The organism is Novosphingobium sp. AP12 (assembly GCF_000281975.1).
Lineage (GTDB): Bacteria > Pseudomonadota > Alphaproteobacteria > Sphingomonadales > Sphingomonadaceae > Novosphingobium.
In genome coordinates, this window is record NZ_AKKE01000010.1 from 31,835 (window position 1) to 50,942 (window position 19,108).

General features: G+C 67.5%; 21 protein-coding genes, 1 tRNA gene and 1 pseudogene. 7 read left to right on the plus strand and 16 right to left on the minus strand.

Features of this window, described 5'->3' with window-relative positions; translation table 11 throughout:
- Positions 1 to 208: 208 nt before the first annotated feature.
- The 7 genes from rplS to PMI02_RS02405 form a co-directional block, all read right to left on the minus strand.
- Positions 209 to 577, minus strand: coding sequence for a 50S ribosomal protein L19 (gene rplS, locus PMI02_RS02375; RefSeq protein ID WP_007678203.1), 369 nt, complete (start codon positions 575 to 577; stop codon positions 209 to 211).
- Positions 578 to 617: 40 nt separating this feature from the next.
- On the minus strand, positions 618 to 1,319 hold the full coding sequence (gene trmD / locus PMI02_RS02380; RefSeq protein WP_007678207.1) for a tRNA (guanosine(37)-N1)-methyltransferase TrmD: 702 nt from the start codon (positions 1,317 to 1,319) through the stop codon (positions 618 to 620).
- Complete coding sequence (gene rimM / locus PMI02_RS02385; protein ID WP_007678211.1) at positions 1,316 to 1,831, minus strand: ribosome maturation factor RimM; 516 nt, start codon at positions 1,829 to 1,831, stop codon at positions 1,316 to 1,318. The genes trmD and rimM overlap by 4 nt, the downstream gene beginning before the upstream one ends.
- Before the next feature lie 3 nt (positions 1,832 to 1,834).
- A complete protein-coding gene (gene rpsP, locus PMI02_RS02390; RefSeq protein ID WP_007678213.1) occupies positions 1,835 to 2,296 on the minus strand; it encodes a 30S ribosomal protein S16 in 462 nt (153 codons plus the stop codon).
- A gap of 38 nt (positions 2,297 to 2,334) precedes the next feature.
- Positions 2,335 to 3,798, minus strand: coding sequence for a signal recognition particle protein (gene ffh / locus PMI02_RS02395; RefSeq protein ID WP_007678215.1), 1,464 nt, complete (start codon positions 3,796 to 3,798; stop codon positions 2,335 to 2,337).
- A 199-nt stretch (positions 3,799 to 3,997) separates the two neighbouring features.
- Positions 3,998 to 4,073, minus strand: a tRNA-Ala gene (locus PMI02_RS02400).
- 165 nt (positions 4,074 to 4,238) lie between these two features.
- Entirely contained in the window at positions 4,239 to 4,559 is a 321-nt protein-coding gene (locus tag PMI02_RS02405) for a TIGR02300 family protein (protein WP_007678217.1), read from the minus strand.
- Positions 4,560 to 4,779: 220 nt separating this feature from the next.
- Here PMI02_RS02405 and aroA point away from each other — a divergent pair, with 220 nt between their 5' ends.
- The 5 genes from aroA to gloB all read left to right on the plus strand — a co-directional run bounded on the left by aroA (position 4,780) and on the right by gloB (position 10,033).
- Positions 4,780 to 6,111: a 3-phosphoshikimate 1-carboxyvinyltransferase gene (aroA, locus tag PMI02_RS02410; RefSeq protein ID WP_007678219.1), complete on the plus strand. Its 1,332-nt coding sequence runs from the start codon at positions 4,780 to 4,782 to the stop codon at positions 6,109 to 6,111.
- Positions 6,108 to 6,728, plus strand: a complete 621-nt coding sequence (cmk, locus tag PMI02_RS02415; protein WP_007678222.1) for a (d)CMP kinase — start codon at positions 6,108 to 6,110, stop codon at positions 6,726 to 6,728. Before aroA ends, cmk begins: the two co-directional genes overlap by 4 nt.
- Before the next feature lie 217 nt (positions 6,729 to 6,945).
- Positions 6,946 to 8,667: a 30S ribosomal protein S1 gene (gene rpsA, locus PMI02_RS02420; protein ID WP_007678225.1), complete on the plus strand. Its 1,722-nt coding sequence runs from the start codon at positions 6,946 to 6,948 to the stop codon at positions 8,665 to 8,667.
- A gap of 158 nt (positions 8,668 to 8,825) precedes the next feature.
- Entirely contained in the window at positions 8,826 to 9,227 is a 402-nt protein-coding gene (locus tag PMI02_RS02425; protein WP_007678234.1) for a VOC family protein, read from the plus strand.
- A 35-nt stretch (positions 9,228 to 9,262) separates the two neighbouring features.
- Entirely contained in the window at positions 9,263 to 10,033 is a 771-nt protein-coding gene (gene gloB / locus PMI02_RS02430) for a hydroxyacylglutathione hydrolase (protein WP_007678236.1), read from the plus strand.
- 99 nt (positions 10,034 to 10,132) lie between these two features.
- On the opposite strand, the gene PMI02_RS02435 is transcribed toward gloB, so the two are convergent.
- The 9 genes from PMI02_RS02435 to PMI02_RS02475 all read right to left on the minus strand — a co-directional run bounded on the left by PMI02_RS02435 (position 10,133) and on the right by PMI02_RS02475 (position 17,357).
- The gene (locus tag PMI02_RS02435; protein ID WP_007678239.1) at positions 10,133 to 10,321 is read right to left on the minus strand and encodes a hypothetical protein; all 189 of its coding nucleotides are present in this window, start codon (positions 10,319 to 10,321) and stop codon (positions 10,133 to 10,135) included.
- A 155-nt stretch (positions 10,322 to 10,476) separates the two neighbouring features.
- A complete protein-coding gene (locus PMI02_RS02440) occupies positions 10,477 to 11,058 on the minus strand; it encodes an ATP synthase subunit B (protein ID WP_007678241.1) in 582 nt (193 codons plus the stop codon).
- The gene (locus PMI02_RS02445) at positions 11,051 to 11,545 is read right to left on the minus strand and encodes a F0F1-type ATP synthase subunit beta (RefSeq protein WP_007678246.1); all 495 of its coding nucleotides are present in this window, start codon (positions 11,543 to 11,545) and stop codon (positions 11,051 to 11,053) included. The genes PMI02_RS02440 and PMI02_RS02445 overlap by 8 nt, the downstream gene beginning before the upstream one ends.
- A 107-nt stretch (positions 11,546 to 11,652) precedes the next feature.
- Positions 11,653 to 11,877, minus strand: a complete 225-nt coding sequence (locus PMI02_RS02450; protein ID WP_007678253.1) for a F0F1 ATP synthase subunit C — start codon at positions 11,875 to 11,877, stop codon at positions 11,653 to 11,655.
- Between the two features lie 46 nt (positions 11,878 to 11,923).
- Positions 11,924 to 12,706 (minus strand): F0F1 ATP synthase subunit A, encoded by a 783-nt coding sequence (locus tag PMI02_RS02455; protein ID WP_007678255.1) that lies wholly within the window; start codon positions 12,704 to 12,706, stop codon positions 11,924 to 11,926.
- Positions 12,707 to 12,760: 54 nt separating this feature from the next.
- The gene (locus tag PMI02_RS02460; RefSeq protein ID WP_007678257.1) at positions 12,761 to 13,081 is read right to left on the minus strand and encodes an AtpZ/AtpI family protein; all 321 of its coding nucleotides are present in this window, start codon (positions 13,079 to 13,081) and stop codon (positions 12,761 to 12,763) included.
- A 360-nt stretch (positions 13,082 to 13,441) separates the two neighbouring features.
- Positions 13,442 to 13,831, minus strand: coding sequence for a YdbL family protein (locus PMI02_RS02465; RefSeq protein WP_007678259.1), 390 nt, complete (start codon positions 13,829 to 13,831; stop codon positions 13,442 to 13,444).
- The gene (locus PMI02_RS02470) at positions 13,831 to 14,082 is read right to left on the minus strand and encodes a YnbE family lipoprotein (protein ID WP_238538955.1); all 252 of its coding nucleotides are present in this window, start codon (positions 14,080 to 14,082) and stop codon (positions 13,831 to 13,833) included. The genes PMI02_RS02465 and PMI02_RS02470 overlap by 1 nt, the downstream gene beginning before the upstream one ends.
- Positions 14,083 to 14,129: 47 nt before the next feature.
- On the minus strand, positions 14,130 to 17,357 hold the full coding sequence (locus tag PMI02_RS02475) for a YdbH domain-containing protein (protein WP_007678263.1): 3,228 nt from the start codon (positions 17,355 to 17,357) through the stop codon (positions 14,130 to 14,132).
- Between the two features lie 52 nt (positions 17,358 to 17,409).
- Here PMI02_RS02475 and radC point away from each other — a divergent pair.
- Together radC and PMI02_RS02485 are read left to right on the plus strand one after the other, a co-directional pair.
- Positions 17,410 to 18,170, plus strand: a pseudogene (gene radC / locus PMI02_RS02480) (DNA repair protein RadC).
- Between the two features lie 56 nt (positions 18,171 to 18,226).
- A complete protein-coding gene (locus PMI02_RS02485) occupies positions 18,227 to 18,997 on the plus strand; it encodes an NRDE family protein (protein ID WP_007678267.1) in 771 nt (256 codons plus the stop codon).
- Positions 18,998 to 19,108 lie beyond the last annotated feature (111 nt).

The following is a 19,108-nucleotide window of genomic DNA, read 5'->3' on the forward strand; positions in this document are numbered from 1 at the left end:
AATGCCGCCACCTGGCGACTCGCGATGCCTGACGAACGACATCGAGTGGTTAACGAGCCGCGCTCGAAATGTAGTTGACGTCTCTTTACGGTACGCAACTTTCGGGTCACCCCAAAGGGGCGGACACAAAAAAGGCGGCTCTTTACGAACCGCCTCTTCGTGTTGTCCGGCCTCGCGACCGAACACCCATCCCGGGAAAAGCCGAAGCTTAGCCCTGGGTGTCGTTGATGCGACGCTCGGCGATGCGGGCGCGCTTGCCGGTACGACCACGCAGGTAGTACAGCTTCGCACGGCGCACGACGCCGCGGCGGACCACAGTGATCGAATCGATGTTCGGCGAGTAGAGCGGGAATACGCGCTCCACGCCTTCACCAAAGCTCATCTTGCGCACGGTGAAGTTCGAGCCCATGCCACGGTTCGAGCGCGCGATGCACACGCCCTCGTAGTTCTGGACACGGGTGCGGACGCCTTCGACGACCTTCACGCCGACGCGGACGGTGTCGCCCGGACGGAATTCGGGGATATCCTTGGCGGCCTTGGCGATTTCTTCGGCTTCGATCTGCTGAATCAGGTTCATGAACCTAAATCCTTCTTTCATGCCGCGCGCCAGAGGCAGACTAGACCCGAGCGTCCCTGTGACGCTCCCATAGGTCAGGCCTGCGTAACCGTGTGTCGTCGTCCGCCTGTCGTTTCCGCCAGGCGGCGATCTTCGCATGATCCCCCGATCGCAGCACTTCAGGGATCGTGCGCCCTTCCCACGTGGTGGGCCGGGTATAGTGCGGATACTCGAGAAGTCCGTCCTCGAACGATTCCTCGGTCCCGCTGGAAGCCGCGCCCATTACGCCGGGAAGCAGCCGAATGCAAGCGTCCAGAACCATCAGCGCGGCGCATTCTCCGCCCGACAGGACGATGTCGCCGACCGACACTTCCTCTACCTCGCGGCCCTCGAAAATGCGCTCGTCGAAACCTTCGAACCGGCCGCACAGGATGGTGACGCCCGGCCCCGCCGCCAGTTCGCGGATGCGCTCCTGCGAGATGGGCTTGCCGCGCGGGGTCATGGCGAGCACCGGAGCATCCGGTGCCAGCGTTCGCGCGTGGTCGATGGCCGCGGCGAGCACGTCGACCTTGAGCACCATCCCCGCGCCGCCGCCCGCCGGAGTATCGTCGACAGTCCGGTGCTTGTCGGCCGCGAAGTCGCGGATCTGGACCGGCGTCATCGTCCACTTGCCCTCGGCCATGGCCCTGCCCGCCAGGCTGACGCCGAGCGGACCGGGGAACATGTCCGGGTAGAGCGTCAGGACGGTGGCCGCGAAAGTCATGCCTCGGCGAACGCCGCGTTGATGACGATCCGCTCGCCGTCCCACTCGGGCACGGCGGCAGGCGTCATCGGCACCATGAAGCGGAGCCGTTTACCGTCGGCGCCGGCGGGGCGCTCGATCTCGATCACGTCGCCCGCGCCGAAGTTCTCGATTCCCACGCACGTGCCCAGGGATTCACCAGCGTCCGAGACGGCAGGCAGGCCCAGCAGGTCGGCGTGGTAATACTCGCCTTCCTCCAGCGCCGGCATCGCCGAGCGGGGGACGGTGAGCGCGGTACCGCGCAGCTTTTCGGCGGCCGTGCGATCGTTGATCTCGACGAAGCGGGCGATCGCGCCACCCTTCCCGTCGTCGCGCAGCTTGGACACCGTCAGGGCTGAATCGTTGAAGGCGCGGTAGCGCTTGAGCGCGGCCACGCCTTCTCCGAACAGCTTGAGGCGAACGTCGCCCGTTACGCCGTGCGCACCGGTGACGGCGGCGAGCGTGACGGGGCGATCTTGGCCAGAAGTCGACAAGGCTTAGGCCTCGGTCGATGCCTCGGTCGTCTCGGCAGGAGCTTCCTCGGCGGCAGCTTCCTCGACGGCGGGCGCTTCGGCAGCGGCCTTGGCTTCGGCAGCAGCCTCGGCGGCGGCTTCTTCAGCTTCGCGCAGCTTGGTCGCGCGGTCTTCAGCGCGGTCCTTGGCCTTCTTGCCCGGCTCTGCCTTGTTCGGGTTCACGGTAGCGACGCGCTCCTTGATCCCGGCCTTGTCGAGCATGCGCGCAACGCGGTCGGTCGGCTGGGCGCCGACGCCGAGCCAGTAGCGCACGCGGTCTTCGACCAGGCGCACGCGGTTCTCGTCATCCTTGGCGAGGACCGGGTTGTAGGTGCCGACCTGCTCGAGATAGGCGCCGTCGCGCGGAGCGCGCGAGTTGGCGACGACGATCTTGTAGTAGGGGCGCTTCTTGGCACCACCGCGCGAAAGACGGATCGAAACGGACATTGCTCTTACCTTTCTTCAAATCTTAGGAATGTTTGGATTTATTTCTTGAGAAACTTGCCGAGGTCCGGACCGCCGGGACCGCCAAGGCCGGGCATCCCGCCCATCCCCTGACCGCCGCCGCCCAAGGCGCCGCCGAGGCCCGGCATGGCGCCTTCGAGACCGCCCTTGCCGAACATCGCGGCCAGCCCCTTGAGGCCGCCCATCTTCTTGATCTGCTTCATGGCCTTGGACATCTCGAGGTGCATCTTCAGCAGCTTGTTGACGTCCTGGACCTGGGTGCCCGAGCCGTTGGCGACGCGGATCTTGCGCTTGGCGTTGAGCAGCGCGGGATTGGTGCGCTCCTTCGGCGTCATCGAACCGATGATCGCATCCATGCGCAGCAGCACGCGGTCGTCCATGCCGGACGCCTGCATCGCCGCCTTGGCCTTCTTCATGCCGGGCATCATGCCCGCCAGCATGCCGAGGCCGCCCATCGACTGCATCTGCTTCAGCTGCATGCGCAGGTCGTTCATGTCGAACTTGCCCTGATCCATGCGCTTGGCGAGCGCCTCGGCGTCCTCGACCTTGACCGCTTCGGCGGCCTTCTCGACCATGGAGACGATGTCGCCCATGCCGAGGATGCGGTTGGCGACGCGGCTGGGATGGAAGACCTCGAGGGCCTCCATCTTCTCGCCGGTGCCTGCGAACTTGATCGGCTTGCCGGTGACGGCGCGCATCGAGAGCGCCGCGCCGCCGCGCGCATCGCCGTCCATGCGGGTCAGCACGACACCGGTGAGATCGACCTGTCCGGCGAAGGACTGGGCGACGTTCACCGCGTCCTGGCCGGTGAGCGAATCGACGACGAGCAGCGTCTCGCGCGGGGTGGAGATGGCGGCGACCGCCTTCATCTCGTCCATGAGCTGCTGGTCGACGTGGAGACGGCCTGCGGTGTCGAGCAGCAGCACGTCGACCGCCTGGAGGCGCGCGGCCTGCATGGCGCGCGTGGCGATCTCGGTGGGCTGCTGGCCGGTGATGATCGGCAGGGTGGCGACGCTCACCTGCTCGCCGAGCACCTTGAGCTGTTCCTGCGCCGCCGGACGGTTGACGTCCAGCGAGGCCATCATAACCTTCTTGCCCTGCTTCTCCTTGAGGAGCTTGGCGATCTTGGCGGTGCTGGTGGTCTTGCCCGAGCCCTGGAGGCCGACCATCATGATGACTACGGGCGGCGCGGCGTTCAGGTCGAGGCCGGGGACATCCTCGCCGCCGAGCATGTCGACTAGCGCGTCGTTGACGATCTTGACGACCTGCTGGCCCGGCGTGACCGAGCGCAGGACGTTCTGGCCGACGGCCTTTTCGGTGACCTGGTCGATGAAGCGGCGCACGACGGGAAGCGCGACGTCGGCCTCGAGAAGCGCGATGCGCACTTCGCGCATGGCATCGAGGACGTCCTGCTCCTTGAGCGCGCCGCGCCCGCGCAGCTTGTCGAACACACCGCCAAGGCGGTCTGAAAGGCTGTCGAACATGGGCTGCTCACTCCATCAAAGGCCGGGCTGATCAGACCCGCGCCGCGAAACGCAAAAAACGCCGGTGGGCGAAACCTCGCTGACCGGCGTGCATGACTCTATGCGAAAAACGCCGGTGGACGAAACCTCGTCAACCAGCGCGCTCGCAATCATGCGAAACTGCAATGTCGAACCTATCACAAAATCGGTTCGTTGGAAATGGTGGAGCCTAGCGGGATCGAACCGCTGACCTCCTGCATGCCATGCAGGCGCTCTCCCAGCTGAGCTAAGGCCCCATCAATTCAGCGATCGAACCTGGGAGGTTCGACCCGTTTTCCGCCACTTTCCGGCGTTCCGTAGAAGCCGTTCCGCTTGGGAGGCCGCCATCTAGTGGCGACCTGAAATGTTGGCAAGAGGAAAATTCGGGGCGCCGGATTTTTTCCATCCGGCGCCCCGGAACATCAGGTGTCGATGTCGTTGTCGTCGTCGGCCGCGCCGATGCCGAGGTCGTCGTCACCGCCGAGGTCCACGTCGTTGTCCGGCGAATCGCCGTCCTCGTCGATGTCCAGATCCTCTTCGGCCAGATCGGTGTCCTCGCGCTCGACGACTTCCTTCTTCTGGATTTCCTCGTAGGGAATCGGCTGCTTCGACTTCAGCACCGGCTCGGGGTGCCATTCGTTGCCGCATTCGATGCAGTGGACCGGGTCATCCTTGCCCAGGTCGTAGAAGCGGGTGCCGCATTTCGGGCAGCCGTGCTTGGCGCCCCATTCAGGCTTGGCCATGGAAAGTCCTCGTCTAGCCCGTCCCAAATGGCGCGGGCGAAAATTCTCGTGTCTTGATGGTGAGGCGGGCCCACAAGGTCAAGCGCGGCGAAATCGCGCATGCTTGCCCCATCAGGGCGCGCGCCTTGCCATAGGCGGCACGCGCTGTCAAAAGCCGCCCCGATTTTCGCACCCTCCCGCCCCGGAAAGACCTGACGCCGTGAGCCACGATACATCCGCCATGCGCCCCCGCCGCTTCATGCCCACCGGGGCTCTCAAGGGGCGGATCCGGGTGCCGGGCGACAAGTCGATCAGCCACCGCTCGATCATGCTGGGCGCGCTGGCCGTGGGCGAGACGCACGTCACCGGGCTGCTCGAAGGCGAGGACGTGCTCGCCACCGCCGCCGCCATGCGGGCGATGGGCGCGAGCGTCGAGCGCCTCGATACCGGCGAATGGGTCATCAACGGCGTCGGCGTAGGCGCCCTGCTCCAGCCCGAGGCGCCGCTCGACATGGGCAACTCGGGTACGTCGACGCGCCTGCTCATGGGCCTCGTCGCCAGCCATCCGATCACCGCCACCTTCACCGGCGACGCTTCGCTCTCGAAGCGCCCGATGGGCCGGGTGATCGACCCGCTCACCACCATGGGCGCCAGCTTCGAGGCGAGCGAGGGCGGGCGCCTGCCCCTCATCCTCAAGGGCGCTTCGCCCGCCGTGCCGATCACGTACCGCCTGCCGGTCGCCTCGGCGCAGGTGAAGAGCGCGATCCTGCTTGCCGGGCTCAATACGCCCGGCATCACCACCGTGATCGAGCCCGTACCCACGCGCGACCACTCCGAGCGCATGCTGCGCGGCTTCGGCGCCGAGCTGACCGTGGAGACCGACGCCGAGGGCGCCCGCGCCATCTCGATCCGGGGCGAGGCCGAGCTGAAGCCGCAGGTCATCGAAGTCCCCGGCGACCCCTCCTCCGCCGCCTTCTTCATCGTCGCCGCCCTGATCGTGCCGGGCAGCGAAGTGATGATCGAGAACGTCGGCCTCAACCCCACGCGCGCCGGGATCGTCGAAGTGCTGCGCCTGATGGGCGGCAGCATCGAGGAAGTGAACCCGCGCGAAGTCGGCGGCGAGCCGGTCGCCGACCTGCTCGTGCGCCACTCGGCGCTCAAGGGCATCGAGGTCGACCCTGACATCGTGCCCAGCATGGTCGACGAGTTCCCCGCCCTCTTCGTCGCCGCCGCAATGGCCCAGGGCGTCACCGTCACCAGCGGCCTCGACGAACTGCGCGTCAAGGAATCGGACCGCATCGCCGTCATGGCCGCCGCACTCACGGCCGCCGGCGCGCGGATCGAGGAGCGCGAGGACGGCCTCGTCATCACCGGCACCGCCGGCGCGCCGCTTCCCGGGACGCAGCAGGCCATCGCCACCCACCTCGACCACCGCATCGCCATGTCCATGGCCATCGCCGGGCTCGCCAGCCAAGCCGGCGTCGAGGTTGACGACACGCGCCCGATTGCGACAAGCTTCCCGCTGTTCGAGACCATGCTGGATGGCCTCGGGCAAGAGGGGCCCGCTGCATGATCATTGCCGTCGACGGCCCTACCGCCTCCGGCAAGGGCACCATCGCCCGCGCCCTCTCCGCACACTTCGGCCTGCCGCACCTCGATACCGGACTGCTTTACCGCGCAGTCGGCCGCCAGTGCCTGCTCGATGGCGGCGACCTTGACGATCCGGTCGCGGCGCTTGCCGCCTGCGCCTTCCCCGAAGGCCTGCTGCTCGACCCCGAACTGCGCTCGGAAGCGACCGGCGGCCTCGCCAGCCGGGTTTCCGTGCATCCGGCCGTCCGCCAGGCGCTGTACGAACGCCAACGCGCATTCGCCACGCAGGCGGGCGGGGCCGTGCTCGACGGCCGCGACATCGGCACCGTCATCGCGCCGGACGCCGAGGTGAAACTCTTCGTCACCGCCAGCACCCGCGCCCGCGCCGAGCGCCGCTTCGCCGAGATGCGGAGCCAGGGCCGCGACATCACGCTGGAGGCCATCGCGGCCGACCTCGCCGCCCGCGACGAACGCGACGCCTCTCGCAAGGATGCCCCGCTGGTCGTGGCCGACGGCGCCGTGGTACTCGACACCTCGGACCTCGGCCGGGACCGAGCGGTGGCGGAGGCGATCCGGATCGTCTCGGAAGCCCGCGCCTGACGCTTCGGCGCCCCCATTTCCCTTGCATTTCGCCGCTTCCGGGACTAAGCGCCGCCGGTCCGGGAGGTGCGCAAGCGCAGTCTGGGCGCCGCGACCGGCATTCGGCCGCCGCGGCAGTTCGGCCCCTTTGGCCCGTGGCCCGCATGGTGCGGGAGGCGGAGAAAAGACCGGCGGATCCAACCGCCAGGCCGGAAAATCGAACGAAGGAAATGTCTTAATGGCATCTGCTGCCAATCCGACTCGCGATGATTTCGCGAAAATGCTCGACGACCAGTTCGGCGGCGCTGCCGACGATGGTTTCGAGGGACGTGTCGTCAAGGGCACCATCACCGCAATCGAGAACGACAAGGCCGTCATCGACGTGGGCCTCAAGAGCGAAGGCCGCGTGAGCCTGCGCGAGTTCGCCCGCGGTGAGGAAGACCACGGCCTCAAGGTCGGCGACGAAGTCGAAGTTTACGTCGACCGCGTCGAGAACGCCGACGGCGAAGCGATGCTGTCGCGCGACCGCGCACGCCGCGAAGCCGCCTGGGACAAGCTCGAGAACGAATTCGGTGAAGGCAAGCGCGTCGAAGGCGTGATCTTCGGCCGCGTCAAGGGTGGCTTCACCGTCGACCTCGACGGCGCCGTCGCCTTCCTCCCTGGCTCGCAGGTCGACATCCGCCCCGTGCGCGACGTCACCCCGCTGATGGATGTGCCGCAGCCCTTCCAGATCCTGAAGATGGACCGTCGCCGCGGCAACATCGTCGTGTCGCGCCGCGCCGTCCTCGAAGAGACCCGCGCCGAGCAGCGCAGCGAGCTGATCGACAAGCTGAGCGAAGGCCAGGTCATCGACGGCGTCGTCAAGAACATCACCGACTACGGTGCGTTCGTCGACCTCGGCGGCATCGACGGCCTGCTCCATGTCACCGACATGAGCTACAAGCGCGTCAACCACCCGAGCGAAGTCATCGCCATCGGTGACACCGTCAAGGTGCAGATCATCCGCATCAACTCGGAAACCCAGCGCATCAGCCTCGGCATGAAGCAGCTGGAGAGCGATCCGTGGGAAGGCGCAGCCGTCAAGTACCCGGTCGGCGCCAAGCTGTCGGGCACTGTCACCAACATCACCGAATACGGCGCCTTCGTGGAGCTGGAAGCCGGCATCGAGGGCCTCGTCCACGTTTCGGAAATGTCCTGGACCAAGAAGAACGTCCACCCCGGCAAGATCGTCTCGACCTCGCAGGAAGTCGAAGTGGTCGTGCTCGAGGTCGATTCGGACAAGCGCCGCATCAGCCTCGGCCTCAAGCAGGCTCAGCAGAACCCCTGGGAAGCCTTCGCCGAGAAGCACCCCGTCGGTTCGCAGGTTGAGGGCGAAGTCAAGAACGCCACTGAATTCGGCCTGTTCATCGGCCTCGACGGCGACGTCGACGGCATGGTCCACATGTCGGACATCGCCTGGGGCATCTCGGGCGAAGACGCGCTGGCTCTGCACCGCAAGGGTGAAGAGGTTTCGGCCGTGGTTCTCGACGTCGACGTCGAGAAGGAGCGCATCAGCCTCGGCATGAAGCAGCTCGAGCGCGGCGCTCCGGCAGCGGGCGGCGTTGCTGCCTCGGCGGGCGGCGAAGGCGGCCTGCGCCGTGGCCAGGTCACCACCGTGACCATCCTCGAAGTCCGCGACGGCGGCCTGGAAGTCCAGGCTGGCGACGATGGTGCCACCGGCTTCATCAAGCGTTCGGACCTCGGCCGCGACCGCGACGAGCAGCGCCCCGACCGCTTCCAGGTCGGCCAGAAGCTCGACGCCATGGTCACCGGTTTCGACCGTTCCAAGAAGCCGAATTTCTCGGTCAAGGCCCGCCAGCTGGCCGAAGAGAAGGAAGCCGTGGAGCAGTACGGCTCGTCCGACTCGGGCGCGTCGCTCGGCGACATCCTCGGCGCGGCGCTGAAGGCCAAGCAGGACTGATCCTGCGGGGCTGCCAGTCGGCAAACCAACAAGAGCCCGTCCGGAGCGATCCGGGCGGGCTTTTGCTTGGCCCTCGTCGGCCGCGGTTGGGCCGGGGCCGCGCGGGGAACATCCCCCCGCCCCCCGCTTTGTCCTGCGAGAGCAGCGAGGAGCCCCCCATGCACGCGACCCCCTTCCTGATGTTCCAGGGCGATGCGCAGGATGCGCTGATGCTGTGGAAGCGCGCCTTTCCCGATCACCTCGAGGTGACGCCGCTCGACCATCACGGAGCCGGCGAATTCGAGGGCCAGATCGCCCGCGCCCGCCTCGCGCTCGGCGGGACCGAGTGGCACGTGCTCGACAGCGACGTGCCGCACGGTTTCACTTTCACCCCCTCGACCTCGATCTTCGTCGACTGCGACGACGAGGAGCAGCTCCGCCACGCAGCGCGGGTACTTGGCGAAGGCGGCAAGGTGATGATGCCGCTCGACGCTTACGAGTTCTCGGCGATGTTCACCTGGCTCAGCGATCCCCACGGCGTCAGCTGGCAGCTCAACCTGCCCTTCCCGGACGAGGGCTGAACGCCTACATCCCTCTTCGCAAGGAGAGAGGCCCCATGCTCGAAGTCCACCAGTTCCCCTGCCTGTCCGACAACTACGGCTACCTGCTTCACGACACCGAGAGCGGCGAGACCGTGTGCATCGACACACCCGACGCCGACGAATACCTGCGGCAGGCGGCGTCGAAGGGCTGGCAGATCACCCAGATCTGGAACACCCACTGGCACCGCGACCATGCCGGCGGCAACGCCGCGATCAAGGCCGTGACCGGCTGCAAGGTGACCGCCCCCGTGGGCGACGCCGACAAGATCGAAGGGATCGACCGTACGGTCAGCCAGGGCGACATCGCCACCATCGGCGACCGCCAGGCTTTCGTGATCGACGTCGGCGGCCACACCAACGGCCACATCGCCTACCACCTCCCCGGTGCCTGCATCGCCTTCGTCGGCGATTCGCTGTTCGCGCTGGGATGCGGCCGCATGTTCGAAGGCACGCCGGAGCAGTTCTGGGCCTCGCTTCAGCGTCTGAAGGCCCTGCCCGGCGCGACCATGATGTACTGCGCGCACGAGTACACCGCCTCCAACGCCCGCTTCGCACTCCACGCTGACCCGGACAATGCCGAGCTCAAGGACTACGCCGAGGAGATCACCCGCCGCCGCGAAAAGGGCCTGCCGACCGTGCCCACCAAGCTCGAGCGGGAACTCGCGACCAACCCCTTCCTACGCGCCGACGACCCGGAGCTACAGGCCCACTGGGCGCCCAAAGGCCATAGCGGCGACGCGGTGGCGACCTTCGCGGCGCTCCGGAGCGCGAAGGATAGCTTCTAGGCCGGACGACCGGAGCGGGTGACTTCCCGAACCGGCCGATTCGGTTCGTCAGCGAACGGTGAAGTCGAAGATGCGCGAGGGCCCTGGATTACCGCCCCCTCAGGTGTCCGGGAAAGACAGCGTGTGGTTGAGCTTTTCCATGACCTCGGGAAGCGGTTCAACGACGGTGACCGCACGTCCTTCTCCGAAGCGGATGCGGGTGCCTTCGGTTACCTGCGAAATGAAGGTGACCTGCGCGGCATTGACGGCGGTGGCGGTGCGATCGGCTCCCGTGAACTGCACGAACATGAATCACCTCTCCTTTTTTATCGGACGTGGAGATTACGGCCTCTCGGCGATTTGCCAAACACCTTCGTAAGCACCGGGCTCTTTCGCCGCCCAGAACGCAAAAAAGCCCCCGTCCCGAGGACGGAGGCTCTTTGGACCTGCCTGGATGAGGCGGATCAGATTCCGGCGATCGCCTGGTCGACCAGCGCCTTGTCGGCAGCGGCCGAGTGGTTGGCGGCGATCAGGGTCCGGGCTGCGGCCGCGGCGGCGGTGGCGGCCTGGTTGCGCAGCTGCGTGATGGCGGTCAGTTCGGCGGCGCCGATCTTGTCCTGCGCCATCTTCTCGCGGCGAGCCACGGTCTCGGTCGCGTCCACCTGGGCCTTGGCGACGATCGCCTCGGCTTCGTGGCGGGCGTGGTCGAGCATAGCGACGGCGTCCTTCTCGGCGCCGGCGATCTTGTCCGCGTACTCCTTGCGCAGGGCTTCCGCCTCGGCGCGCAGGGTCTTGGCTTCCTCGAGCTGGGCCTTGATCTCGGCGATCTTGGCGTCGAGGCCGCCCGCGAGCAGCTTGGGAACGCCCTTCCAGACGAGGATGGCGATCAGCACCAGCATAGAGGCGCTGACGATCGACACCGGCGGCGCGAAGCCGAGCAGCAGCGGTTCGGCGTGATGCTCCGTGCCGGCGTGCGTTTCGGCACCCGTCACTTCGGCGCCTTCATGGGCGAGGCCCTGCTGAACGGCGGCGTTGGTTTCAGCCATGGACCAGGTTCTCCTTCACCGCGCCGCGCACGGCGGCGTCGTCGAGCGAGAGGCCGGCGATGCGGCTCACGATGTCGCGGGTGACTTCGGCGGCGACGGTTTCGATTTCGTCGGCGGCGGCACGGCGCGCGTCGGCGATGCGGGTTTCCGCGCCGGCGATGGTGGCGTCGATGCCGGCCTGGGCGACGGCCAGCCGCTGGGCGGTGGCGGCGGCGGCCTTGGCACGGGCATCCGCGATCAGCCCCTGCGCCTCGGCGCGGTTGGCGTTCTCACGGGCGCGCCACGAAGCCTCTTCCTGGTCGGCCTGGGCGCGAGCGCTTTCGGCAGCCTTGAGGTCGTCGGCGATCTGCTTGTCGCGGCTTGCGACGGTGTCCATCACCTTCGGAACCATGCCCCGTCCGACGACGAAGAAGGTGATGCCGAAGAAGACCAGCAGCCAGAAAATCTGGCTGGAGTAGAACTCGCCTAGCTGTGCGATCTGAGGCATGGGTCAGCCCTGTCTCGAGGTTGCCGTAAAAAAACTTGTGCCGGGAAGGCTCCGGCTACCTGACCAAAGGGTTCAGGCAGCCGAAGCCGATCCGGTATCGCGTGCGATCAGGCGAAGATCAGCAGCGCGGCAATGACGAACGACAGCAGGCCGAGAAGCTCTGCACCGGCGAAGCCGATGAACAGGCGACCCTGCTGGGCGTCAGCGGCGCCCGGGTTGCGCAGCGCGCCTTCAAGGAACTTCGCGAAGACGTTGCCCACGCCGATCGAGGCCAGGCCAGCGCCGATAGCGGCAAAACCGGCACCGAGCATCTTTGCAGCTTCTGCGTCCATTTCAAAAACTCCCTTTGGAAAACCCGCGTTGCGGCGGAAATAAAGATTAGTGAAGGTTCTCTGCGTCGTTCAGATAGACGCAAGTGAGAAGAGCGAAGACGTATGCCTGGATGCCGGCGACCAGCAGCTCGAGCGCGCAGATGCCGACCATCAGGACGAAGCTGGGAACACCGGCGATCACGAACATGATCGGACCGTTGTTGCCGCCGCTGATGACGAAGCTGGAAAGCACCTCAAGCAGGACGTGGCCGGCCATCATCGCGACGAACAGTCGCAGGCCGAGGCTGAACGGGCGCACGAGGAACGAGATCAGCTCGACCACGAAGATGATTGGGATCATGCCGACCGGCGTGCCGTGCGGCACGAACAGCGAGAAGAAGTGCAGCCCGTGCCGGGCGAAGCCGACGATCAGCACGATGCCGAAGGACATCACCGCGAGCACGCCCGTCGCCGAGAAGTGGCTGGTGAAGGTGAAGGCATGAACGCCCACCACGCCCAGCGGCATCAGGCCGAGGAAGTTGGCGAAGAGGATGAACATGAACAGCGAGAAGATGTACGGGACGTACTTCTTGCCGGCCTTGCCGACGTTCGCGGCGAGCATGCCGTCGATGAAGCCGGTGAAGGTCTCCACCGCCATCTGCCAGCGGCCGGGCACGACCGCGCGCTTCATGCCGCCTGCAACGAACACGATCAGCGCGAGCGTCGCGATGGCCATCCACAGCGCGCTGTTGGTGAAAGCGACGTTGTAACCGGCAATGTTCCAGTCCGCGCCCGCCAGCTTCTCGAGCTGGAACTGGTGCATCGGGTCGAGCTTCGCTTCGGCTGCCACGCGAATATCCCTGTCGCCAATGAACGACAGCGCCCCACCATCCCCCCTTTTGGGTCAGTCCGGGCGCCGGTTCGTAATCCGGATTATGTTCCTGAAGGCAATGCCAATTCCGACGAACAGCATCACCATCAGACCCCAGGGGGACGTACCAGCGAAATGGTCGATCAACCACCCCAGGAACAGTCCGCCCGCAAGACCCCCCAGCAGTTCCGAAAGGACGCGGTTACCAAGGCGATAGCTCGCATCGGTTTCCGCACCGGCCTTCGGTCGGTTGCGTTCCTCTTCCCGCTCGCGAAGGGCTTTCAGCCTCTCGTCGAGCGAATCGATGCGCGCATCCTCGCCTACAGGGCCTTGGACAGGTGGCTCGTCGGTCATGTCAGGCTCCATATTATGACAACAGGAACGCAGGACGCAAACGACGGCTGCCCGCCAAGAGCGCCGCCCCCTTAGGGTGGGGCTTTTCCCGAGTCAACCGTGCCCCGGCCCGAGCTTTGCCGGATGTTGACGCATTGTTGACAGCCACGGCGCTTTACAACCGCGCGTAGCCAAGAAGAGCCCCCTGCCCGCCGCCCAATACCGCGATGGCGATACGCCTGAGAAGCCCACGAAAAAGGCCGGAAAAGCGGAGGTCGCTTCCCGGCCTTTTCTTGATTCGTCGCAAGGCATGCGATGTAGCTTGGCAGCGGCGACCAGTGCTTTTGGACAGGGTCACCGCCCGCGCCTTGCCATGCGCCGTCAGGGGCAGCGCGGGTCGAGTTCGGGAGCGCCTGCGCCGCGGGTCTTCCACGAGCCGTCGAGGCCCTGGTACTTCTCGCCGGGGCGGGTGTCGCGGATCAGCTTGCAGCCGGTGGTGAAGGCGTATTCCTGGATCGTGCTCTTGCCCGAGGCCGCGCTGGTGTAGACCGCGCGGCGCTGGTTGTTGAGGTCGCGCACCATGGCGGCGATGTCAGCGCCCTGGCCGCCCACGACGCCGAGATAGCCGTCTGTCTGCTCGCCCACCTGCCCGGCCGCGCGCGCGGCGGTGTAGGCCGGGCTGCGCGCGCTCTGCGCCTCGGCGACGGAGGTGCCGGCCACAATGAGAACCGCCGCGGCGGCAACTGCGCTCGAAAAACGGATCCTCGTCATCAGAAAATACCCTCGTTCTGCTGCACCGTCTTCGCCGCATCGGCGGCGAGGCGGTAGACCACTTCCTGCCGGATGTTGATATTGAGCTCGATCACGATCGGCTTGTCGGGCGCAGCCACCTGGATGCAGCCCCCCAATCCGACCATGCCCGAGATCGCCATCGTCAACCCGGCCATCCGTGCGGCGCTAGCGGCGCGCCTGCCGGACCGGATTTGCCCCTGCTGCTCGATCCTGTTTCGGCGTTCGTTCATCGCCGGGTTTCTCGCAGCCGGAACGCTTCCGGTCAATTCGAACGACGTCATGGAGTTTTCTCGCTGACTGGAGGCTGAATAGCGGTGGGTGGAACCGGCGGGGGGATGACAGTCGCGTCAGGAGCGGATTCGCTGCGGCTGCCGTCGGCGCCGACGAGGCCTAGCACGCGCGGGTCGGTGACGAAGGCCGGGTCGTAGAGCGAGCGCATCGAGCCGAACAGGCTGAAGAACGGCGCCTTGACGTTGACCACGAAGCGGATCGGCAGCTTGGATATCTGCTTGGTCAGGAAGTTCTGCTTGGCGCCGGTGCCTTGGCTCAACCCGTCGAAGCTGATGCGGGTGAGGATCTCGCCGGAGAGCGAGCCGCCCAGCCCGATCTCCATGTTGCGGTAATCGACCGATTTCAGCGCATCGAAGGCGAAGTTGCCCATCGCCGAGAGGTCCTTGTAGGTCAGCGCGCCGATGTAGGAGACGTTGCCCCCCGGCGCGCGGCTGACGAGGAAGCCGTTCTCGATCCGCCCGCCGTTCTCGTCGAACACCATCGGCATCTCGCCGTCGAAGATGCCGGTGGCGTTGATGTTCTCCATCTCGAGATGCTGCACGAAGGTCGCGGCATTGAGGCCGGTGACGCGCAGGGTGTAGCGGCGCGTTTCGGCGACGCCGATCTGCATGCGCGCGGGATCGAGGTTCAGCGTGCCGTCCATGAAGGGCCACTGCGCGCCGTTGACCTGGAGGTTGTAGCCGGGTCTCACTTCATAGGAGAGCGTGCCGTCGATCACCTCGATGCCGGGATTGACCGAGGCGATGCGCACGGTCTGGTTCGGCGCGGTGACCATGCCGAGCAGGTCGGTGAACACAACTTCGCCCGAGAGGCCCTGCACCGGGCCGAAGGCCGCCGCGAAGTCAACGCCCTCGGTAGCGAAACGGCCATGGCTGGTCACGCCCTTCGCATTCCAGTCGATCCGGCCGGTGCCGTGGACCTGCCCCTTGAGGCCCGAGACGACGCCCAGCAGCGTGCGCGAGAGCGTGTCCGCCTGGAGCCGGTCGTCGAAGACGATGCCGTCCACGGCGAGGTCGGCGTGCCCGGCGGCGGTGCCGAGATCATGCGCGATGTCGGCGCGCACGATGGCGCGGTCGGTGCTCGGCTCGCGCAGCAGGGCCTGCGCGGTGATGCGGTTATTGACGAGACGCAGGGCGGCGTCGCGCGAGACGAGCGGCTGGAACCGGGCAACCGGCTGGCGGTCCACCAGCGTGAAGCGGGCACCCTCTATCGCCAGCACGCCGCCGGCGTAGTTCCAGCGGCCCGCCGCCTGCTTCATGTCGAGCGGGACGGCGGCAAGGCCGATGTCTGCCTCGTCGAAAGTGCCGGCGATGTCCTTGCCGACCTGCGCGTCGAGGCGGCTTATATTGAAGTGCGAGGCGGTCTGCGCCGGGCCGAGGGCGACCTTGATCGCGCTCGCCTTGATGACGCCGGGACTGCCGCCCCCCATGGCGAAGCCGAGCGGTCCGGTGGCGATGCGGATCGGCGTCTCGCCCAGCTTGCCCGAGAGATCGAGCGCGGTGGCGCCCGCCGCAAACAGGAGGTTGTCGGGCTGGCCCTGGACGATCGCGCCGCCGCGCGACGGGCACAGCGTCAGCCGCCGCCGGTCGAGCGCTAGGCTGGAGAACTGCAAGGCGTCGAAGGCGACGTCGGTGCAGCCACGCCAGACCGCGAGGCTGCCGTTCGCATTCCAGCGTCCGTCGAGCGGGACGAGCAGGTTGCGGGTGGAGCCGCCGGGCAGTTCGCCGCTCATCAGCACCTGCCCGGTGAAGGCGAGCGCGCCGTCGCGCCCCTGCTCCAGCGACAGGCGCGGCACGCCGACCATGGCCGATCCGGCCCGGTAGTCGGGCATGGCGACCTGCATCGTCAGGCGCCCATTGCCCGCCGTCTCCATCCGGCCCCAGACCTGCGGCAGGTCCCTGCCCCCGGTCGCGAAGTTGCCGGTGACGCGCGGGGCGCCGCCGCCCGGTCCATCGAACAGCGCCTGCACCCGGGAGAGCGCCAGCAGCGAGGCGCCGCTCCCCCCGCGCAGCGACCCGCGCGTGACGACGAGGCTGAGCCCGTCCTGCGACCGCCGCACGATGAGGTTGGCGTCCAGCGTGCTGCCGCGCGTCTCCCGCGCCAGCGCGCCGCGAATCTTCGCCGCGATCGGCGCACCCAGTGTACCGGCGGCCGCGCCCTGTGCCGACGCCAGCGCGCGGTCGAGAGTGTCACCCAGCGCGATGCCCTTGCCGGTCAGGTCGCCCTCGACGTCGAAGCGGGCCAAGCCGCCCGCCGAACGCGCGCGCCCGTCGAAGACCAGGTTGCCGAGGCGCGCCTGCGGGGTCGCCAGTCCGCGCACGGTGACGCGGTAGGTCGCGTTGAGCGCCTGCTTGCGATAGGTCAGCCGGCTCGTGGCGGAGAGGCCCGCGATCGTCTGCACGCCGTAGTTCGCCGCGCCGGCGGAGAGGCCGACCGTGCCCTCGCCGCCGTCGAGCGCCTCGTCCAGCGTCAGGTCGAGCTGCGCACCGGCCTGCGCCAGCCGCATCCCCTGGCTGGGGCACGATAGTCCCTGAATCCGCACCGGCCCCACTAAGCGCGGCTTCGCGGCGGAAGTGGTGAGTTTGCCGTAAAGCGTCGTGCGGCCTGCCTTGCAGCCGCCGCTCTCCAGCGCCGGCGATACTGCCGCCACCTCGCCCGAGAACCCACCGCGCAGGGCGCCCTCGCCCGCCAGCTTGACGCCGATGCGCCCATGGTCGCTGTCGATCAGCGCGCGCCCGTCGACGATGCCGAGATCGAGGTCGGGCATCGTGAACGGCCCGCCCTCGCCGGTGAACAGCGCCTTGTCCAGACTACCGAAGCTGACCTTCCCGGCGCGATAAGACCCGTAGAGGCGCGGCTTGACGACGGTGATGCGCCCGATCCCCGGCAGGCCCCACGCCAGCCGGGTGGCGACGCGCAGTTCCTTCACGGTCAGGTCGGGACGGCGCGGATCACCGATGACGAGGTTGCGGATCACCTGCTCGGACGGGCCGATGCTGACGATCTCGTAGCGCGCGGGAAGCCCCAGCGAATCGAGCTGGCGCTGGATGAGGTTCCCAGCGATCTCCTCGCGCGACAGCCACGCGGCGCCGAGCGCCACGAACAGCAGCACCCCCACTCCGATGACCGGCCCGCGCCAGCGCATGCGCCGCACTCGGGCTTCCCCGGTTGCAGTTTCGTCGGTGTCCGGGAACTGGTCCTGCTCTTGCGCCATGCGCTCCATCACTTGCGCTGGACGCGCGGGAAAGGCAATTGTTTGTGCGCACATGCCAGACCAGCCACCACTCTTCGATGACAGCCCGCGTATTTCGCCCGACGTGGTGAACGACGCCGTCCCGGTCGTCGCCCACGCCCCCATTCATGACGCCAGCGGCCACCGCACGCGCCTGCGCCAGCGGCTGCTGGGCGGCGGCGCGGAAGCGCTGGGCGATCACGAGGTCATCGAACTCCTGCTGATGCAGGCGGTTCCGCGCCGCGACATGAAGCCCCTCGCCCGCAGCCTGCTGCAGCGCTTCGGCTCGCTCGCGGGCGTGCTGCAGGCCGATCCTCGCACGCTCTCCCTGCATCCCGGCATGGGCGAGGCGACCGCCGCGGCGCTGCGCGTCGTCACCGTGGCCGCCACCCGCATGGCGCGCCAGAAAGTGCGCGAGGCCCCGGTGATCGCCTCGTGGCAGGCGCTGATCGACTACCTGACGATCGACATGGCGCACCTCACCGTCGAGCGCGTACGCGTACTCTATCTCAACACCCGCAACATGCTGATCCTGGACGACCTGGTCGGCGAGGGCTCGATCGACGAGGCGGCGATCCACCCGCGCGAGGTCATCCGCCGCGCGCTCGACCTCGGCGCGGTGGCGCTGATCCTCGTCCACAACCATCCCTCCGGCTCCCCCAGCCCAGCCGCGCCGACATCGAGATCACCAACCGCATCGCCGAGGCCGGGCGCCTGCTCGGGGTGACGGTCCACGACCATGTCGTGATCGGACGCGAGGGGCATGTCAGCCTCAAGGCCAAGGGGCTGATCTGAGATGGATTTTCCTTGCCCGTCATTCCGGCGCATGACCGTCGCAGGGGCAACCTGACATGTGCGTCGCCGCGATCGCCTGGGACATGCATCCCGACTGGCTGCTTGTCGCCGCCGGCAACCGCGACGAGTTCCACGCCCGCCCGGCCGCGCCGCTTTCACGCTGGCAGGACGGGTCGGGGATCATCGCCGGCACCGACCTGACCGGCGGCGGCACCTGGCTCGGCGTCACCGAGGCGGGCCGCTTCGCGCTCGTCACCAACTACCGCGTGCCCGAAGGCGCCCAGCCCGGCCGGCCCTCGCGCGGGCGGCTGGTGACGGACCTGCTGACGGGCACGACGCCGGACGACATGGCACGGATGAATCCGTTCAACCTGATCCTCGCCGAGGGCGGACAGGCGTCGTTCCTGACCAACCATCCCGCAGTCGAGACCCGCCCGCTCACGCCCGGCATCCACGGCCTCTCGAACGGCGGGTTCGACGTGCCCTGGCCCAAGACGCTGCAGGTCGGCCAGGCCATCGCCGACTGGCTCGTGGTCGGCGAACGCGAGGTCGAGCCGCTGCTCGCCGCCCTGCGTGACGAGAAGCCGGCTCCTTCGCCCATGCGCCCGGAATTTGGACCGGAGCCGCGCTTCGCCCCGGTCTTCATCCGCGACGAGGTCTACGGCACGCGCTGCAGCACCGTCGCCGCGGTGGACCGGCAGGGGCGCGGCACCATCGTCGAGCGCAGCTTCGACGCGAAAGGCCGGGCGGCCGGCGAGGTGCGGCTCGATTTCGCCTGGCCTCGGCGCGATCACCCGGGATTTTCCTACAAGGCCGATCGCCGCTAGGATGCCCGCGGGCCATCATGTCCGCCGGAGAAAAACCCTTTCATACACACCCCGCCCGCACGTACTTCATCAACTTGCCCCGCCACCACCCTTGCCTTTCGAGCCCCCGCC

Bases quoted from the DNA above. Each gene is read 5' to 3' on its own strand.
- rplS (WP_007678203.1), bottom strand. From the start codon at position 577: ATGAACCTGATTCAGCAGATCGAAGCCGAAGAAATCGCCAAGGCCGCC.
- trmD (WP_007678207.1), bottom strand. From the start codon at position 1,319: ATGACTTTCGCGGCCACCGTCCTGACGCTCTACCCGGACATGTTCCCC.
- rpsP (WP_007678213.1), bottom strand. From the start codon at position 2,296: ATGTCCGTTTCGATCCGTCTTTCGCGCGGTGGTGCCAAGAAGCGCCCC.
- ffh (WP_007678215.1), bottom strand. From the start codon at position 3,798: ATGTTCGACAGCCTTTCAGACCGCCTTGGCGGTGTGTTCGACAAGCTG.
- PMI02_RS02405 (WP_007678217.1), bottom strand. From the start codon at position 4,559: ATGGCCAAGCCTGAATGGGGCGCCAAGCACGGCTGCCCGAAATGCGGC.
- aroA (WP_007678219.1), top strand. From the start codon at position 4,780: ATGCGCCCCCGCCGCTTCATGCCCACCGGGGCTCTCAAGGGGCGGATC.
- cmk (WP_007678222.1), top strand. From the start codon at position 6,108: ATGATCATTGCCGTCGACGGCCCTACCGCCTCCGGCAAGGGCACCATC.
- rpsA (WP_007678225.1), top strand. From the start codon at position 6,946: ATGGCATCTGCTGCCAATCCGACTCGCGATGATTTCGCGAAAATGCTC.
- PMI02_RS02425 (WP_007678234.1), top strand. From the start codon at position 8,826: ATGCACGCGACCCCCTTCCTGATGTTCCAGGGCGATGCGCAGGATGCG.
- gloB (WP_007678236.1), top strand. From the start codon at position 9,263: ATGCTCGAAGTCCACCAGTTCCCCTGCCTGTCCGACAACTACGGCTAC.
- PMI02_RS02435 (WP_007678239.1), bottom strand. From the start codon at position 10,321: ATGTTCGTGCAGTTCACGGGAGCCGATCGCACCGCCACCGCCGTCAAT.
- PMI02_RS02440 (WP_007678241.1), bottom strand. From the start codon at position 11,058: ATGGCTGAAACCAACGCCGCCGTTCAGCAGGGCCTCGCCCATGAAGGC.
- PMI02_RS02445 (WP_007678246.1), bottom strand. From the start codon at position 11,545: ATGCCTCAGATCGCACAGCTAGGCGAGTTCTACTCCAGCCAGATTTTC.
- PMI02_RS02450 (WP_007678253.1), bottom strand. From the start codon at position 11,877: ATGGACGCAGAAGCTGCAAAGATGCTCGGTGCCGGTTTTGCCGCTATC.
- PMI02_RS02460 (WP_007678257.1), bottom strand. From the start codon at position 13,081: ATGACCGACGAGCCACCTGTCCAAGGCCCTGTAGGCGAGGATGCGCGC.
- PMI02_RS02465 (WP_007678259.1), bottom strand. From the start codon at position 13,831: ATGACGAGGATCCGTTTTTCGAGCGCAGTTGCCGCCGCGGCGGTTCTC.
- PMI02_RS02470 (WP_238538955.1), bottom strand. From the start codon at position 14,082: ATGAACGAACGCCGAAACAGGATCGAGCAGCAGGGGCAAATCCGGTCC.
- PMI02_RS02475 (WP_007678263.1), bottom strand. From the start codon at position 17,357: ATGGCGCAAGAGCAGGACCAGTTCCCGGACACCGACGAAACTGCAACC.
- PMI02_RS02485 (WP_007678267.1), top strand. From the start codon at position 18,227: ATGTGCGTCGCCGCGATCGCCTGGGACATGCATCCCGACTGGCTGCTT.